This is a genomic window from Anabaena sp. FACHB-83, assembly GCF_014697485.1.
Classification (GTDB): Bacteria; Cyanobacteriota; Cyanobacteriia; order Cyanobacteriales; family Nostocaceae; genus Nostoc_B.
This window is the reverse complement of the sequence record NZ_JACJRY010000002.1, coordinates 83,398-100,116: the sequence shown is the minus strand read 5'-3', so window position 1 is coordinate 100,116 and position 16,719 is coordinate 83,398. Positions and strand designations below refer to the sequence as shown.

The 16,719-nt window shown below is 40.2% G+C and carries 16 protein-coding genes, 1 tRNA gene and 2 pseudogenes; 9 read left to right on the top strand and 10 right to left on the bottom strand.

The annotated features are described in order from the left end of the window. Positions 1 to 68: 68 nt before the first annotated feature. Positions 69 to 500, bottom strand: coding sequence for a hypothetical protein (locus H6G79_RS02625; protein ID WP_190591857.1), 432 nt, complete (start codon positions 498 to 500; stop codon positions 69 to 71). A gap of 108 nt (positions 501 to 608) precedes the next feature. Here H6G79_RS02625 and H6G79_RS02620 point away from each other — a divergent pair, with 108 nt between their 5' ends. The 4 genes from H6G79_RS02620 to trmFO all read left to right on the top strand — a co-directional run bounded on the left by H6G79_RS02620 (position 609) and on the right by trmFO (position 3,637). Beyond that, positions 609 to 1,784, top strand: a complete 1,176-nt coding sequence (locus tag H6G79_RS02620) for an AI-2E family transporter (protein WP_190591856.1) — start codon at positions 609 to 611, stop codon at positions 1,782 to 1,784. A gap of 126 nt (positions 1,785 to 1,910) precedes the next feature. Beyond that, positions 1,911 to 2,069, top strand: a complete 159-nt coding sequence (locus tag H6G79_RS02615; protein ID WP_190591855.1) for a hypothetical protein — start codon at positions 1,911 to 1,913, stop codon at positions 2,067 to 2,069. Next, a complete protein-coding gene (locus H6G79_RS02610) occupies positions 2,047 to 2,265 on the top strand; it encodes a hypothetical protein (RefSeq protein WP_190591854.1) in 219 nt (72 codons plus the stop codon). The genes H6G79_RS02615 and H6G79_RS02610 overlap by 23 nt, the downstream gene beginning before the upstream one ends. Positions 2,266 to 2,317: 52 nt before the next feature. Further along, positions 2,318 to 3,637: an FADH(2)-oxidizing methylenetetrahydrofolate--tRNA-(uracil(54)-C(5))-methyltransferase TrmFO gene (gene trmFO, locus H6G79_RS02605; protein ID WP_190591853.1), complete on the top strand. Its 1,320-nt coding sequence runs from the start codon at positions 2,318 to 2,320 to the stop codon at positions 3,635 to 3,637. Positions 3,638 to 3,665: 28 nt separating this feature from the next. On the opposite strand, the gene H6G79_RS02600 is transcribed toward trmFO, so the two are convergent. Continuing rightward, positions 3,666 to 4,055, bottom strand: coding sequence for a VOC family protein (locus tag H6G79_RS02600; RefSeq protein WP_190591852.1), 390 nt, complete (start codon positions 4,053 to 4,055; stop codon positions 3,666 to 3,668). A 54-nt stretch (positions 4,056 to 4,109) separates the two neighbouring features. Further along, on the bottom strand, positions 4,110 to 4,649 hold the full coding sequence (locus H6G79_RS02595) for a GAF domain-containing protein (RefSeq protein ID WP_190591851.1): 540 nt from the start codon (positions 4,647 to 4,649) through the stop codon (positions 4,110 to 4,112). A gap of 740 nt (positions 4,650 to 5,389) precedes the next feature. Here H6G79_RS02595 and H6G79_RS02590 point away from each other — a divergent pair. Next, positions 5,390 to 6,478, top strand: coding sequence for a Rieske 2Fe-2S domain-containing protein (locus tag H6G79_RS02590; RefSeq protein ID WP_190591888.1), 1,089 nt, complete (start codon positions 5,390 to 5,392; stop codon positions 6,476 to 6,478). 402 nt (positions 6,479 to 6,880) lie between these two features. On the opposite strand, the gene H6G79_RS02585 is transcribed toward H6G79_RS02590, so the two are convergent. Both H6G79_RS02585 and H6G79_RS02580 read right to left on the bottom strand, forming a co-directional pair. Beyond that, on the bottom strand, positions 6,881 to 7,561 hold the full coding sequence (locus H6G79_RS02585) for a hypothetical protein (RefSeq protein WP_313933874.1): 681 nt from the start codon (positions 7,559 to 7,561) through the stop codon (positions 6,881 to 6,883). A gap of 62 nt (positions 7,562 to 7,623) precedes the next feature. After that, the gene (locus H6G79_RS02580; RefSeq protein WP_190591850.1) at positions 7,624 to 9,600 is read right to left on the bottom strand and encodes a heavy metal translocating P-type ATPase; all 1,977 of its coding nucleotides are present in this window, start codon (positions 9,598 to 9,600) and stop codon (positions 7,624 to 7,626) included. Between the two features lie 173 nt (positions 9,601 to 9,773). On the opposite strand from H6G79_RS02580, the gene H6G79_RS02575 reads away from it, so the two are divergent. Beyond that, positions 9,774 to 10,442: a tetratricopeptide repeat protein gene (locus H6G79_RS02575; protein WP_190591886.1), complete on the top strand. Its 669-nt coding sequence runs from the start codon at positions 9,774 to 9,776 to the stop codon at positions 10,440 to 10,442. Here the strand turns inward: H6G79_RS02575 and H6G79_RS02570 are convergent. The 4 genes from H6G79_RS02570 to H6G79_RS02555 form a co-directional block, all read right to left on the bottom strand. After that, a complete protein-coding gene (locus H6G79_RS02570; protein WP_190591849.1) occupies positions 10,439 to 10,717 on the bottom strand; it encodes a hypothetical protein in 279 nt (92 codons plus the stop codon). The genes H6G79_RS02575 and H6G79_RS02570 overlap by 4 nt on opposite strands. A gap of 141 nt (positions 10,718 to 10,858) precedes the next feature. Further along, a tRNA-Ala gene (locus tag H6G79_RS02565) sits at positions 10,859 to 10,931 on the bottom strand. A gap of 87 nt (positions 10,932 to 11,018) precedes the next feature. Further along, positions 11,019 to 11,747, bottom strand: coding sequence for an HAD family phosphatase (locus H6G79_RS02560; protein ID WP_190591848.1), 729 nt, complete (start codon positions 11,745 to 11,747; stop codon positions 11,019 to 11,021). Further along, on the bottom strand, positions 11,744 to 12,658 hold the full coding sequence (locus H6G79_RS02555) for a class I SAM-dependent methyltransferase (RefSeq protein ID WP_190591847.1): 915 nt from the start codon (positions 12,656 to 12,658) through the stop codon (positions 11,744 to 11,746). Before H6G79_RS02555 ends, H6G79_RS02560 begins: the two co-directional genes overlap by 4 nt. A gap of 205 nt (positions 12,659 to 12,863) precedes the next feature. Between H6G79_RS02555 and H6G79_RS02550 the strand changes: the two are divergent. The 3 genes and pseudogenes from H6G79_RS02550 to H6G79_RS02540 all read left to right on the top strand — a co-directional run. Then, positions 12,864 to 13,325: pseudogene (locus H6G79_RS02550) on the top strand (RtcB family protein); the annotation flags it as partial. A gap of 242 nt (positions 13,326 to 13,567) precedes the next feature. After that, positions 13,568 to 14,377 (top strand): hypothetical protein, encoded by an 810-nt coding sequence (locus H6G79_RS02545; RefSeq protein ID WP_190591846.1) that lies wholly within the window; start codon positions 13,568 to 13,570, stop codon positions 14,375 to 14,377. Continuing rightward, a pseudogene (locus tag H6G79_RS02540) lies at positions 14,377 to 15,096 on the top strand (RtcB family protein); the annotation flags it as partial. The gene H6G79_RS02545 and the pseudogene H6G79_RS02540, both read left to right, overlap by 1 nt. A 768-nt stretch (positions 15,097 to 15,864) precedes the next feature. Here the strand turns inward: H6G79_RS02540 and H6G79_RS02535 are convergent. Further along, the gene (locus H6G79_RS02535) at positions 15,865 to 16,704 is read right to left on the bottom strand and encodes a metallophosphoesterase (protein WP_190591845.1); all 840 of its coding nucleotides are present in this window, start codon (positions 16,702 to 16,704) and stop codon (positions 15,865 to 15,867) included. Positions 16,705 to 16,719 lie beyond the last annotated feature (15 nt).

Genomic DNA, 16,719 nt, shown 5'->3' with positions numbered 1-16,719 from the left:
GCTAGAAGATAATTTGTAATTAGATAAAAATTCAGTAAAAATACCGTCTAGAGATTGACAAAACAGCATCACGATAAATACTTGCCCAAGACTCGCTCGGCTAGGTAGCTCAACCCTGGTAAACGACTAGATTGACCGCGAATAATCCGAAAAATTAGCCAAATACTCACTAAAAAATAACCAGATGTCAGAAAGCTATTGAGTATTAATAAACGCAAGGCAAAAAATTCCGAAGATGCTGATCCAGTTGCTAATAAGAGATAAGCTAAAAGCCAAGCAAATGTCATAGTAACAGACTGGCGGCTAACTATTAGTTGTTCCCGACTTCCTTGACGACGGTAGAGAGTCCACAGAGATGGCAGCACCCCAATCACGGGAATAACATAAATCACTAAATTTATTTTATTGGGGCGGGAGTTTTGACTAAAAATCTCAGGTGAGGTAGGGTGATCCCTGTCCTCTCTCCCGAAAGAATCATGAATTGGGTCAAAATTTTCCATTTGGCTGAGTCTAATCCTAAACTAGAGGGATGAAAGACTGTAATGTAGTTAGAGATAATAGGCTTTAGAGAAAGATTTTATTTAGTTTTATCTCGCAAGCGGCTAAAGATGCAGACACGCAAGCTAATCGACTGGTGGCAGACCCTAACACCAATAGCGCGAATCGGAGCGATCGCTCTATTCGCACCAGTGCTAGTCCTCAATGGGTGGGCAATTTCCGCAATTTTTGATTATTTCCATTCTCTAATAGTTATTTTAGTCGGAGCCTCAGTACTGGCATTTCTCCTCAACTACCCTGTTAGCTGGATGGAACGCCACGGGGCAAAGCGAGAGCAAGTTGCTGTGCTGGTGTTTTTACTAGCATTATCAATTTTGTTAGCATTGGGCGTGACTCTGTTTCCCCTGGCCCTCACCCAAGCGCAACAACTGGTGGCGCGTATACCAGAGTTAATTGACTCTGGGCGATCGCAGTTGATGATGTTAAACGAAAAAGCAGAACTCCTCGGCTTACCAATTAACCTTGATGCACTTGTAGTCCAAATCAACGATCGCGTCAAGGGACAATTACAAGCGATCGCGGGACAAGTCCTCAACTTGGCTGTTGTCACCTTCACCAGCTTGCTCGATTTTCTGCTGACGATGGTTTTGACTTTTTATCTTTTGCAGCACGGTGATGAACTCTGGCAAAGTTTAGTAGAGTGGCTACCCAGCCGATTTCGGGAACCTTTCTCCCAAACAGTCCGCCTCAGTTTCCAAAACTTTTTTATCACCCAGCTAATTTTATCTACCTGTATGGCATCCGCCTTAATTCCTGCCTTTTTATGGCTCAAGGTGCCATTTGGGTTGTTATTTGGCTTGACAATCGGGATTATGGCGCTTGTCCCCTTTGGCGGTTCTGTGGGGATTATTCTCACGACTTCATTGGTGGCGTTGCAAGACTTTTGGATGGGAACCAGAGTTTTACTTGCAGCTGTAATTGTGCAGCAAATTTTAGAAAATTTAATTGCGCCCCGCATCTTGGGCAGTTTTACTGGCTTAAATCCAGTGTGGATACTAATTTCTGTCTTGACTGGTGCCAGAGTTGGCGGATTGTTGGGTGTAATTGTCGCTGTACCTACGGCTGTGATTGTCAAAACTGCATTAGTCGCCCTCCGTCCTGGGAAGTTTAGTGAAACCGATGACAGCACGGCAAAATGCGATAAACAAACCACCAGCGTAGTTGATGAATCACCCAAAGCTGAAGTCAACAACCCCCTCAGCTTTTCGGAACCGACTTTACCTTAATAATTCAGTTGGTTTTTAAAGGGTAAATAAAATTTATGTATTTTTGTGATGGCGATCGCATAAGTTGGGTGCGATCGCCATATTTTTATTTTACTGGCGTATTTTAGAGATAATTTCAGTTTATAAATGTCACCACGCACCTATATTGATCCAGAAGATAATGACTGGGTAACTGAGGAAGACTCAGGAGAAATAAGAGAAGCAACCCCAGAGGAAATTGACGAAACAATCCAGCAGTGGGAACAGTACGAACAAGATGGTAATGAAGCAAGCAAGCAAGGATGATTTGATTAGCGGTAAGCAAATCTACTTCCGTGGTTATATTTACAATGTGCTGTGGGTATCAGAGAGTAAAGTCAAAATTGTCTTACCCGGACATCACCCTAATTCCTGGGTTTCACCTTATCCGGCTGGGACATACACGATTCCTGCGTCTTGGGAATTACCAATAACACATCCTGAACTCTATGTGATGAACTAATACATTACAGTGGTAATTAACCGCAGATAAACGCAGACGGACGCAGATGATTATGGAACAACAACCGATACAAGTAATTGGAGGTGGACTAGCTGGAACAGAAGCAGCATGGCAAATTGCTCAAGCTGGAGTACCTGTCATTTTCCATGAAATGCGCCCTCAACGCTTCAGTCCTGCCCATCACACAGAACATTTGGCAGAGTTAGTTTGTAGTAATTCTTTTGGGGCGATGGCCAGCGATCGCGCGGCGGGATTACTGCACGAAGAACTGCGACAATTAAATTCTATTGTCATATCTAAAGCTGATGAACATGCAGTGCCGGCGGGTGGGGCGTTGGCTGTAGACAGAGGCCAATTTAGTCAAGATTTAACCGCAACTTTATCGAACCATCCTTTAGTAGAATTTCGGCGCGGTGAAGTCAAGGCTATTCCCGAAGGTATTGTGGTGTTAGCAACCGGGCCGTTAACTAGTCCTGAATTGGCAGAAGACTTGCACCGCTTCACGGGAATGGAGTACATGAGCTTTTTTGATGCGGCTAGTCCTATTATTGTTGGTGAGTCGATTAACCGTGATGTTGCTTTTATGGCATCGCGCTATGACAAGGGTGAAGCCGCCTATCTCAACTGCCCGATGAATAAAGAACAGTATTTGCAGTTTTGGCAAGCTTTGTGTCAAGCAGAACAAACAGAATTGAAAGATTTTGAACGGGAAACAGCCAAGTTTTTTGAAGCTTGTTTACCAATTGAAGAGTTAGCACAACGGGGCGAAGATACAATGCGTTACGGCCCCTTAAAACCAGTCGGTTTATCAGATAGCCGGACTGGGGAACGTCCCTATGCTGTGGTGCAGTTGCGTCAAGAAGATAAAGCTGGGCAACTGTGGAATATGGTAGGTTTCCAAACGAATCTGCGTTGGGGTGAACAAAAGCGAGTTTTTCAATTGATTCCAGGTTTGGAAAAAGCAGAATTTGTGCGGTTGGGAGTAATGCACCGCAACACTTTTATTAATGCACCCCAACTGATGCAGCCTACTTTGCAATTTAAGCAGCGTCCTACATTACTAGCGGCTGGACAGTTAATTGGTACGGAAGGTTACACGGCGGCGGCGGCTGGTGGTTGGTTGGCGGGAACTAATGCCGCCCGGTTGGCTTTGGGCAAAGAACCGTTGATTTTACCTCCTACGACAATGCTAGGGGCGTTATTAGAGTTTATTAGTTCAGCTTCACCGAAACATTTTCAACCAATGCCGCCTAATTTTGGAATTTTGCCAGATTTAGGTGTGAAAATTAAAAGTAAGCCAGAGCGTTATGGACGTTACCGCGATCGCTCTTTGGCAGACTTAGCTAACTGGAAAACTCAATTAGAGTGCTGAGTGCTGAGTAAAAATTCCCCTGCCCTCTTCAAGCACTCACTAACGACACCAGCACACCATTCAAATCGCGCACACGCGCAACTGTCTGTCCTCCTGGTATGGCTTTAGGTGCATCTAAGGGTTTTGCCCCTGCACCTATCGCTTTCATATAAGCTGTGCCAACATCCGATGTGACAAATGAAAGTTGCATTAGTGCTGGTGGTTGTGCAGGATCATGACTGCGAAAACCACTCGGAAATAATGTTTCCGCTTCACTGGTTGAGGAGAATGCTAAGATGGTTTCGCCAGTTTCCATTTCAGCCCAAATTGATTTATCTGTTTCTTTGAGAGTACGACGCACTAGCCCGAATGCTTTTTCGTAAAATTCCACGGTCTTAATGACATCGTTGACCCAAATAATTGTATAACCCAGTTTCATTGTTGATTCTCCTATCAGCACAGTAAGTAGTTGCCCAAAATTAAATTCATTAATTTAACTTCCTAAAATATTTCCGTCGGTGGCGAGGGTTTTCGCTGCTGTTTGCACTAAATTGATATCTGCTTGCGACCAAATGCGGGGTGCTTGACATTGATGCGCGACTAGCAGCCCCCATAAACCTTTGGGAACTAAAATCGGCACTACTAAATTGGCACGTACCTGGATGCTGTGGAGAAACTGACGGTGACAAGCTGGTAAAGGTTCAAGGTTAGTATCTGCGATCGCTCTCACTCTACCAGCTAAATATAAAGCTGCATATTCATTGGTAAAACAATTATCTGCCCCTGTGGAACCCAAAATCGAATATTTATCAGAACTTAAGGATTCAAATGTAACTTGGCCATGCCATTGCCAATAAAAGTAATATAAGACTACGCGATCAGCCTGGAGTGATTCTCTCAATTCATGAGTTGTTTGCCGAATCAAAGCATCGCGCTGCATTGTTCTGACAAGGCGCTCTAAAACTCTTCGTAACCCCTGCTCAACAGGCTGGTTTGATCTAGGATCAAATTCTGAGTGAGAATGAATTTGCACAGTTCTACTAATGACGAGTTAGGTCAAGTCTGTAGAAATTTTATAGTAATTTATCCAACATCTGAGAGTCGATTTCTAAAGTAAATATTAAGTATGTTATTTTACAGCTAAATCAGGATTAGCAGTCGAGTAACAGAGTTTTGGGTGCGTTAGATTAATGATAATTTAAGCTTTGCTAGATAAAGTATCTCTGAAATAAACAACCTTAAAACATACATCTTACTAATTTGATGTTAATCGAATTACCTATGGGAATAATATTTTATTCTGAAAAAATGTCAGTAGGGTATGTTAGGTGTAAGCCGTAACGCACCGAAAACTTTGCGTAGATGCCGTACTCTCGCCAATAAAACATCCTAAGTACATTTCAGAAATAAAATCATAGTTCTATATTACTTACCCAGCAGCATATTCAAGGAGAAGTCAGACCACATTATATGTGCATAATAAACAAAAATAAAGCTAAATTTCAATTATAAATTACAGATAAAATCTAGCATATCTAAAGGTTGATTCGGATTTTACGCAGTTTCATTTTTGCAAACATTGATAATTATTATCTTCTAGCAAATACCAACTTATACTAGTTAGCTATAAATTTAACAATCTCTGATTTTGAATATCATAAAAATTGCTCGGCTAGTTTTTATGATATTTTTCCTAGTACTCAAAATAACTGTTTTTTATTGATTTAAATGATATTTCTAGAAGAACCGCTTCACCTCTAGTGAAGTTGACAAATAACTGTTAACTCGCAGAATCACATTTCGATGCGTAAACCTAAAATTTTTAATAATCCAGAGCGTTTTATTGAGGGCTGGTATTGGGTAATGCCATCTCAAAATCTGCGAATAGGAGAGGTAAAGCCTGTTACTATTTTAGGAAGAAATTTAGTTGTTTATCGTGGTCAAGACAAAAGAGTAGTTATTTGTGATGCTTACTGCCCTCACATGGGCGCTCATCTTGCAGAAGGTAGAGTAGAAGGTAGCGAATTACGCTGTTTTTTCCATCATTGGAAATTTAATGAACAGGGGATTTGCGTAGAAATTCCTTGTTTAGATGAGCCATTACCGATTAAGTTAAAAACTTGGCCGACAGATGAAGAATATGGAATGATTTGGATTTGGACTGGAGAAACACCACAACACCGATTGCCATATATTCCAGATTTAGCAGCTTATGAATTTGATGTGGCTTTTGGGTTTCATTTTGTGAAAAACTGTCATCCGAATGTGGTGATGTTGAATGCTATTGATGCTCAACACTTTAATACAGTTCATCAACTAGGATTAGACATTGTTTTTGACAAACATGAATATCATCACAATGCCATCATTTTCACAAAAATTACAGACCCAAGGAGAGATTTTAACTTCACTAAACTGATTCGTGTTTTTTCTAAACACCCCATTACCTATAGTATTTGTTATTGGTATGGCAGTACTAACATAGTCACTCTTGGCCCTGATTTTTTAGGGTTTCATATTATGTTTGCTCTACGTCTGTTAGCAGAGGGCAAAACAGAAGGGCGAACTATTTTTATGATGAAAAAACGTCGGGGAATTTTGGGCAGGTTGTTTAATAAATTTGCGTTGTGGTTAGCCAAGCTTGTGGGTACACATTTTGTTAAAGGTGATAGTAAGATTTTCCAAACTATTCGCTTTGACTTAAAAACACCCATCAAAGCAGATCACTCTATTGTGCAGTTTATTAACCATGTTGAAAAACAAAAGCCATTGATGTGGGGAACTTGGCAATTAGCAAGAGTACGTGAGGCTGAACCTCCAGAAAATCTCAATAAATGGCGTGATGATTTGACTAATGATTAGGTAATGCGAAAAAGTGAAAAGTTAAATCAGACTTTTGACTTTTATATGGGATATGGCTCAAATAAAAAGAAGTGGCAGAGCCACTTCATCATTCCCAGGTAGAACCTAAAAATAAGTATAGCGATTTCCAAAATCAAAAATGGTATAAATAGACACTAATTAACTTGAGCTTCCGTTTTTTCTGTCGGTAAGCAATAAAATTTTCATTCCTACTAACGTGCCAGCGAAACTCCAAAAAATAAACATTCAATGTTCTGACTCAACAAGACTTATATCTCCCTTGTCTTCTTTGTCTCCCTTGTCCCCCTTGTCCACCTTGTCTTCTTTGTCTCCCTTGTCCCCCTTGTCCACCTTGTCTCCCTTATCTCCCTTATCCACCTTGTCCGTAAATGATGAAGTCCCTTAATACTGACTGGGGTTAAGTATGACAATCATCTCAGAAACTCTCATATCTAAAGGTTTCCAGTGAGAATTGCTAGAGGAAAAAGTGCTGTCACCGAGGACGGCTTGATAGTCTTGGGGGTATTTTTGGTCAGCATTAGGCGCAGAGTCTACGCGGAGGATGAGTTTACCTTGATAGCGGGATAGTTTACTGCTGTCTAGCAAAATCGTACCGCTATAGTCCCAACCCAATCCATAAAGCTTAAAGTTACCTAATTTTTGGCGTAACTCGCGCCACGGCGTACCCATACCAATACCTTCGCGGGTTTTCCACGCTGTACCTAAGTTACGCACATCTAGGGGTTTAGTGCGCGTGTTATCACTCCAGACTACCAAAAGCGATCGCTCTCGGCCTAAGTTTACCTGAGTAGCGGCAAAACGACCGATTCCTTCTGGGCCATAAATGGTTTTATCAGTTAAGCGCGATGTACCAAATAGCTTGACTAAATCTTTTTTGGTGGTTTTGCGGGTAATTAGCCCGACTCTTTCACCAGGCACAATTAAAGTATCGTTTAAAGGTTTTGATTGAGCAATGGTGAAATTATGAGTGTTACTTTGTGGTAATGCAATTGCAGGGTTGGCTGAGTAGCTAATTAATAAAGCTAACATAGCAGTTGTGATGTTTTTGATTGGTAGATTCACTTGATTTCTCTATTAAGTAGTAGGAGTTAAACTGACGACTTTTATAGCAGACAGTTCCCTGACTACTTCATAATTCTGGTGGCGTTAAAAATTGCCAGCAAGGCTACACCAACATCAGCAAATACAGCTTCCCACATGGTTGCGACACCTAAAATTCCTAAGCCAATAAATGCAATTTTAATTGCTAAGGCAAAACTAATATTTTGCCAAACTATTTGGCGAGTTTTTCTGGCAATTTGAATTGCTGTGGCTACCTTAGAAGGTGCATCTGTCATGATGACGATATCGGCAGTTTCAATTGCTGCATCTGAGCCTAACCCACCCATAGCCATACCAACATCGGCTCTAGCAATCACAGGTGCATCGTTAATACCATCACCAATAAAAGCGACTTTATTATGTTTAGGATTAGTGCTAATTAACTTTTCAATTGCCGAAACTTTTTCTTCTGGTAATAACTCGGCAATATAAGCATCTATACCAATTTGTTGAGCAATTCGAGCCGCGATCGCCTGATTATCTCCTGTTAACATAACTGTTCTTTCTACGCCGATTTTTTTGAGTGCTTGTATCGCTGCTTTCGCATCGGCTTTTAACTCATCTGCAATAATAATATATCCAGCGTAAATATTATCTACCGCTAGATGTACAACTGTACCTTCTACGTCGCAGGTATGATGGGTAATCTGCTCTTGATGGAGTAGGTGATCGCTTCCTGCTAATACTAGTTTATTGCCTACAGTTGCCTTAATTCCCTGTCCTGCTATTTCTTCATAATTTGACACTTCGGAAATATCAAAACTCTCAGTATATGCGGCTCGAATTGATTGGGCAATGGGGTGATTAGAATGAGCTTCTACTTTGGCTGCTAATTCTAGTATTTCTTGTTCGCTATAGCCATTATATGGTACAATTTCTACTACTTTAAATACCCCTTTTGTTAAAGTGCCTGTTTTGTCAAAAACTACTGTTTTAACTGTAGTTAAGGTATCCAAAAACATCGAGCCTTTAATCAAAATACCGCGTTTGGCTGCACCACCAATCCCCCCAAAATAACCCAGAGGTATACTGATTACCAATCCACAGGGGCAAGAGATTACTAATAATATCAAAGCCCGATAAACCCATTCAGAAGATGTCGCCCCAGGAATTAGTAAAGGTGGTAATATGGCGACTGCTAGAGAGATAAAAACAACTATGGGCGTGTAATAACGAGCAAATTTTGTAATGAATTTTTCGGTTTCTGCTTTTTTACTTCTGGCATTTTGTACCAAGTCTAAAATCTTGGCAATGGAAGATTCATTAAATAGTTTTGTGACTTGAATTTTGAGCAATCCAACTTGATTGATGGAACCAGCTAATACTGTATCGCCAACCCTAACGGTTTGTGGTACTGATTCTCCTGTTAAAGCTGATGTATCAATTTGGGAATTTCCTGTAATAATTTCCCCATCTAAAGGGATTTTTTCTCCTGGTTTAATAACTACGATGTCGCCAATTTTTACGGCTTCTGGAGATACTTTATTGATAGTACCTTCTGTTTCCAGATTAGCATAATCTGGGCGTACTTCTAATAAAGCTTTGATGGAGTTACGCGAACGGCTTACAGCTATATCTTGAAATAATTCGCCTATTTTGTAAAATAACATCACACCTACAGCTTCAGGTAATTTATGAATTGCTAAAGCTCCTAGTGTAGCGATTGTCATTAAAAATGTTTCATCAAAAATTCTGCCTTTGAGGATATTGCGTCCGGCTGTTTTTAACACAGTCCAACCACTCAAAAGGTAAGCAGGAATAAAAACTAAATATTCACCAATTGCATAAGGTGTGTTATGTAATTGTTGTTCAAAAATTAGCCCAGATATATACAAAACACCAATCACAATTAGAGAATATATCTCATTTTTTAAAATAAATTCTCCGTCGTGGTCATGGTTATGATTATCATCGTGATGATGCTCATGGTTATGGTTATGATTATCATGATGATCGTGACCGCAACAATCGGAATGGTCTGAATGTATTTTATGTTGCATTTTGGCGAAATCCCGGTTTATTTAATATATGAGCGTATATTCAAATTTATGAGAAATTGCTATTTTATGCAAGTTGAATTTTTTAAGAAAGAGAATCTTTATCAAATTCGGATGATTTGAATGTTATTAGTTAAAATATGGAAAATTACTGCAAATATGAAGGGGTGAAGTTGATGAAGTATATCCAGCAAAAAATTGCAGTTTTGGGAATTACAATTTTGTTTGGTGCAACACCTACACTTGTCTATGCAAATACACCAAATGATCAAACAAGTTTTCAAGTATCTTATCAACAAGGGGTACAGAAGTTAGAACAAGGCGATTTTCGTGCAGCGATCGCAGATTTTGATAAAGTAGTACAGCAGAATCCCAAATTTTACGAAGGTTTTTGTCTGCGGGGTTTAGCCAAATCACAAATTGGAGACTTAAGCGCCGCAATTACCGACTTTAACCAAGCACTCAAACTCAATCCCCAGCACATAGACGCTTATAATAGTCGTGGAACAGTTTATGCCCAAATGGGAAATTTACCAAAAGCAATTGCCGACTTTAACAGCACAATCAAAATTGATCCGCAGTCTGTAGATGCTTACTATAATCGGGGACTGGCTTACTTTAAACAACAAAATCCCCAAGCCGCAATTGCTGACTTTAATCAAGCAATTAGCTTGAATCCAAATTTAGCAGATGCTTACGGTAATCGCGGACTGGCTAAATATGCTTTAGGAGATCAGCGTAACGCGATCGCGGATTTACAGCAAGCCGCAACACTTTTCCGTCAGCAAGGCGACACCGTAAACTATCAACAAACACAAAACTTAATTCAACAGGTACAACCTTAGACTTGCCGTGTCAGCTTGACTGGTAATTGCGGTTTACTAGCTTCAGCCTCAAAAGGTATAATTTGACTAATTGGCGGTTCCGTAGTTAATTGCACCCTTGGTTGGGGTGACTGAGACAAACCCGCAGAGTGATGAAAGCCAACACTCATCAACCCAACCGCTCTACTAACGAGTAGATAAACCTTAAACTTTTTGATTTTCAGCATATATCCAGAAGCGGCTAGACTAGCTTTTTTAGCCCTAGGGATCGCCATCATTTTGATAGATTTTGTCATTAGTAGTCATAGTAGTAACCAAGGCTTACCCCATAATTTAGTCAACTTGACCCTAGAGTTACCACTTGTTATTGTCCGAAGCATGAAATACCATTAGGACAGTTAGGACAGCCTTAGTAATCTTAGAAGGTGAAGCCTTAATGGAGAATAGGAGACTCGAACCCCTGACCTCTGCGGTGCGATCGCAGCACTCTACCAACTGAGCTAATTCCCCTTAAAATAGTGCTGAGTGCTGAGTTGTGAGTGCTGAGTTAAGAAGAATATCAGCAATTTAATCAACGCTCTGCCACCAAATAACATTTTAACACTCACTTACCCTTGGCTGCGGTTCTTTGCCAGAAAACACGTTCTGGACTCGTTCGAGTTCTAAATCAGTCAAATAATCTACAGTCCAGTTACAGCAACGCTGAAGTATATGGAAAGGATAGGTATTGGCTACACCCACAACTTTCATGTTGGCTAGTTTTGCTGCTTGGATACCTGCGGGGGTGTCTTCAATGGCGATACATTCTTGGGGTTGCAAATTTAATTCGGGAGATTGTTGGTTGAAGCGTTCCACTGCTAACAGATAACCATCTGGTTGGGGTTTACTGGTGGTGATGTCGTCTCCTGCAACAATAACTGTAAAGTATTCTGCGAGTTTGGCGCGGTTGAGGACTAATTCTATTTCTTTACGGAGTGCGCCACTAACTAAACCTAAATAGAGATTTTGGGAACGTACTTGATAAATTAAATCTTCTACACCTGAATATATGGGCAGTTTTTCTAATTTTTCCAGTTCCAGCACATAAGCTTCAGCTTTGCGGTGAAGTAGCTGGTTGAGATACTCTTCCGTGACTACTCTACCGCGATTTGCCAGCAGTTCTTGAAAACAAGCGCGATCGCTCCTGCCCAAACAAGTCTGACGCTCTTGGGGTTTTTGGGGTTGGAGATTCTCATTCACGAGAATCTCATCGATTAATTGTAGGTGAATACGTTCATCGTTAATGATGACACCATTAAAATCAAACAGAACTGCCTTTAAACTCATGCCGTTATGCCAAATACTGGAGATTCTAAACCCTCCAAATCATTATTATCTATTGTGCTGTCTGTTGATCCCTGACTATGCTGGCGGACTGTGGCTTGCATAGCTGAACCTGTGATTAGAGTTGGTTTTATCCCGCTACTTATTTGATGTATCCACCAAACATCTTCGGTGCGTACTCCTTGAAACCCCGCCGCACCCAGCCGCGCATCTACACTGTCAGCAGCATACTCATGAATATAAGGTTCCTCAAAGATATTATTCAGCCAATCTAACTGACGCAGGGTTTTTTGATTGCCATCTAAAATTAAAACCTGTCCACCAGCTACTAATAACCGAAAGCTTTCTTGCAAAATTGCTTGGGTAACTGCACTTGGTGTTTCGTGAAATAGTAAAGACGCGGTAACTAAATCAAACGAAGCATCGGGGAAATCAGTTTGCGCGGCGTTGCCATGTCGCCAGATAATATTTAAATTGGTAGTTCTGGCTTTATCTTCTGCCCTCACCAGCATATATGGAGACAAGTCCAAACCAATCACTTCCGCTTGGGGGAAAGCTTGTTTTAACATCAAAGTTGTGGAACCCGTACCACAACCTAAATCAAGTATGCGCCTTGGTTGAACTTTCACCGCATCAATCAATGCTTGACGCACCCAAGTTTCATTCGGAGGTAAGACGTATTCCGTAATTGGGTCGTAACTTACCGCCGCACTAGAATTGAGATATCCGCCTTTGATACCGTGAAAATTTTGCTTGTAGTACGCAGGAATTGTAACATCGGCAGAACGAATTACATCGCCCTCTTTTTCCCAATCAATACTCAGTGCGTATCTTTGTAACTTCTCCTCATCAATCAAAAAACGCACTACCGGAGATAAAAAACGTTCCCAGATGGTATCTTGAGCCGTTGCCATAATATTTATTTAGTCATTTTCTTGACAAATTTTAATGTATCTTGCCAAATCCTGCTTTGCTCACCAAGCACCAGGATTGACATCCATCTATTTTTTGTACTACAAATATATTACAAGTGATATTATGCAGGTAATTTATCGAAACTCAATGCAAAACTTGATTTACAGCAGAATTATCACCATCCAATATATCTAAAACAACAAAATGCCTTACGAAAACTTAGAAATTAACACACAAACACCCGTTTTGTCTTGGGCAAATCATCCTTTAGCAAGTGATGAAACCAAGATGGCGCAGAATGTGGCATCACTACCATTTGTATTTAAACACGTCGCCTTAATGCCAGATGTACATTTAGGTAAAGGTGCTTTAGTTGGTTCTGTAATTGCTACTAAAGATGCCATCATTCCTGCTGCTGTGGGCGTGGATCTTGGTTGTGGTATGTGTGCTATCAAAATGCCATTTAATGGCGATAAATTAGAAGGCAAACTTAAAAAAATTCGCCTTGATATTGAAGCAGCAATTCCCACAGGTTTCAACGAAAATAAAGAGATTGAAAAATCAGTTACTAACTGGCAACGTTGGCATGATTTCCAAGATTTGCACCCTGGTGTGCAGGACTTAGAAAATAAATCTATGAAACAAATGGGTTCTCTTGGTGGGGGTGAAAGATTGCCCCTTACTGTAGTAATACAGTAATCAAAACTCGTCCAAATCGGTGAAGGCTGAGATTGCTAATACCGAGGGAAGCGGTAAAACGCCCCGTAGAGAGCAGAGGGACTTGGGCATCCTAAAGAGCTAATAATTTAGGATGAAGGTGTGCTCCGAACTATACCGAATAAGAAGGTATAGAATCAAGCAGAAATGACTTGATCGATTGCTACTTTTATTTATGATATTGTGGTTTTATGGAAACCACTAATATTACTCTTGAAAACCCCTATTATGCCTATTTATTTGGATTCATTCAAACTGATGGTCATCTATACAAAAATACTCGCGATCGCGGTCGTTTAAGTATAGAAATCAATAAACAGGATGAACATATACTTTGGGCATTCAAAAATCTCATACCATTTAACTCATCAATCACTGAACGTTTACGGACAACTAATTTCAGTAGCGATACAAAAACAGTGATTTGGAGAGTTTATGATAAGCGTTTTCGAGATTATCTTGAATTGTGGGGTTTACCGAATGGGAGTAAATCACAGTTAATCAAACTGCCTAGTTGTCAGTTCTCTAAAGTTGATTACTTTCGAGGGCTGATAGATGGAGACGGTTCTTTAGGGCTTACTTCAAAAGGATTTCCTTTTTTATCTCTGGTAACATCTAGCTCAAATATTGCTTTTGGGTATTTAGACTTGATTAACCAGATTACAGGTAAGGTCAAGACATCCACTAGAAACACTAGAGACAGCGTTTATAACATAGTGGTTTACAAAGAAGATGCTCAGGTATTAGTTAGACACTTGTACTATGATAATTGCCTAGCTTTATCTAGGAAACTCATCAAGGCTAGTGAAGTACTAAATTGGAGCCGTCCAACTGATATGAGAATGGTGAAAAATAGAAAACTATGGACACCCGAAGAAGATCAGTTCATTACTACCCATTCAATTGAGTGTTCAATGAAAGTGCTTAATAGAAGTCAAAATAGTGTAGAAATGAGGCTATGGAGACTTAATAAATTAAGCCAGCAATCAGTAACAAATTGAATCATTTTATTGAAGTGTGCCTCGATACAGAGAACCAAGTTTGGCTAATGTTACATTCTGGTTCACGTAACATTGGGAATAAATTAGCTCAATGTCACATTAATACAGCTAAAGAATTAGCCAAGATGGCAGGGAATAATTTACCTGACCCAGACTTAGCTTATTTTGTGGCAAATACACCAGAATTTCAAGCTTACTGGAATGATTTGCAATGGGCGCAAGACTATGCACGTTTCAACCGCGATGTCATGATGATGCGTTTTAAGCACATTATTGAAAAACATTTGGCGGGTGGAAAAGTGACTAAACCTTTATTGCAGGTAAATTGTCATCACAATTACGCCGAAAAAGAAGTACATTTTGGCGAGGATGTGTATGTCACTCGTAAAGGAGCAGTCCGCGCCCAGACAGAAGATTATGGGATTATTCCTGGTTCAATGGGAGCGAAATCTTTCATTGTCAAAGGTAAAGGTAATGCTCATAGTTTCTGTTCTTGTAGTCATGGTGCTGGCAGATTATTATCCAGAAATAAAGCCAAAAATGTCTACACTCTTGATGACTTAATTGAACAGACTAAAGGTGTAGAATGCCGCAAAGATAATGATGTTTTGGATGAAATTCCAGGCGCTTATAAACCAATTGAGCAAGTAATGGAAAATCAATCTGATTTAGTGGAAGTTGTGGCGACACTCAAGCAAGTTGTGTGTGTCAAGGGTTAAAGCAACCATAACAAGAAAGTGGTGGGTATGAATCCTCCACTTTTTTGACAAGTTTGGTGAGCAGAATTAATTTTTACCGATATCGTCGCACAGATGGCGATCGCAGCATATCTTACACATAGCCCCGACGGATGGAATTTGCGGCTATAAAACGTGGCGCACAAGCAGTGTTATCGCCGTGGGTAGGCTTCCTGACTCCCTCTCTGGTGTGCAACTTCAGTTGCTAGGTGCAAGATAAGCGTAAATAAACTTAATATATATGTGATTAAAAAGCTTCACAATGCTGAAGAAAAATTCCTGTAATATTACGACACATTAACGCTATTCAAATTTAGTAAACAGGTATACCACGGAAAATTGCAGCGTGCTAGATTAAGGTCAAGGTACAGAAAGGTTAAGTCTAAGTGAAGTTAGCAACTTGAGATTAGAGCTTGTACCTCCCGCTCTAAAATCTAAATGAGCGATCGCAAATCAAACATGGCATCCTATGGAAGTGTTTTCGCCTTAAGTCTATTGATTGATTTTGTTGGAGGTTTTTAAACATACAGCCAGAAATGCCTGCCTATTAGAATCAAGGATGCTGAAAGAAGTTTGAGAGTAACGATTGCGTTTGTCCACCTTATTTGAGTTAGTTCTTCTGTTTTTTCAATTTTTTCAGTCTTTTCGGACGACCCTTATATTTAATCAACCGCCTCAAGTTACAGACATTCATCGGTCTTAACTAAGGCGGTTAATATTTTTCAGCACAAATATTCCCAGGCTAAAATTTTATACTTCAGACTTCATTAAAGTAATCACCGTAACTTCAGGTGGACAAAACAAGCGTCCTGGTCTGTAAGTTCCTAAGCCACGATTAACGTATAACTGATTATTAGCTACTTTGTGAAATCCTTGCGCCCATTCCCAATATCTCACGACCTTTGAGCAATCGCCAAACCAAAATGGAACCCAACGCCGGAGTTTTTTTGGTAATTGTTTGAGTAACTTTTTATAATAAAACACCGCAGGGCCAAAACCAGGAATAACAATGTGACCACCATGCGTATGACCAGATAATTGTAAATCAACTCGCCACTGTTCTAAAATTTTGGCAGTATCGGGATTATGAGATAAAACAATGCGCGGTGTGAATGGGTCGAGTTGCTGCATAACTGGTATAGGATTAAACTCCCGCGACCAATAATCAGCTAAACCAACCACTGGTAATTCATCGCCAAAGGGATAGGCGATTTCATTCCACAGAACATGGACACCAATACTAGTAAAAGCCTTCGTCACTTCAGCTTGAGAATGATTGTAGTGTATGTCATGGTTGCCAAGTACAGCATAAACACCACAGCGACTTTGTAGATGTTTGAGTCGCATCACAAGTTGATGAATTGGGGAAGGATCATCAGTGACATAATCACCAGTTAACACTATTAAATCAGGTTCTACTTCATTAGTCACTGCGATCGCTTCTTGCAACATTTCCTCAGAAAGTCGCATACCATCATAGTGAAAATCTGATAACTGGACTAACTTTATCCCTTCTAAAGATTGTGGTAATTCGGCAATCTTAACCGTGATTTTATCTACACTTAAACGTCCCGTAAACAACCAGTGCATAGCGCCAAAAACACT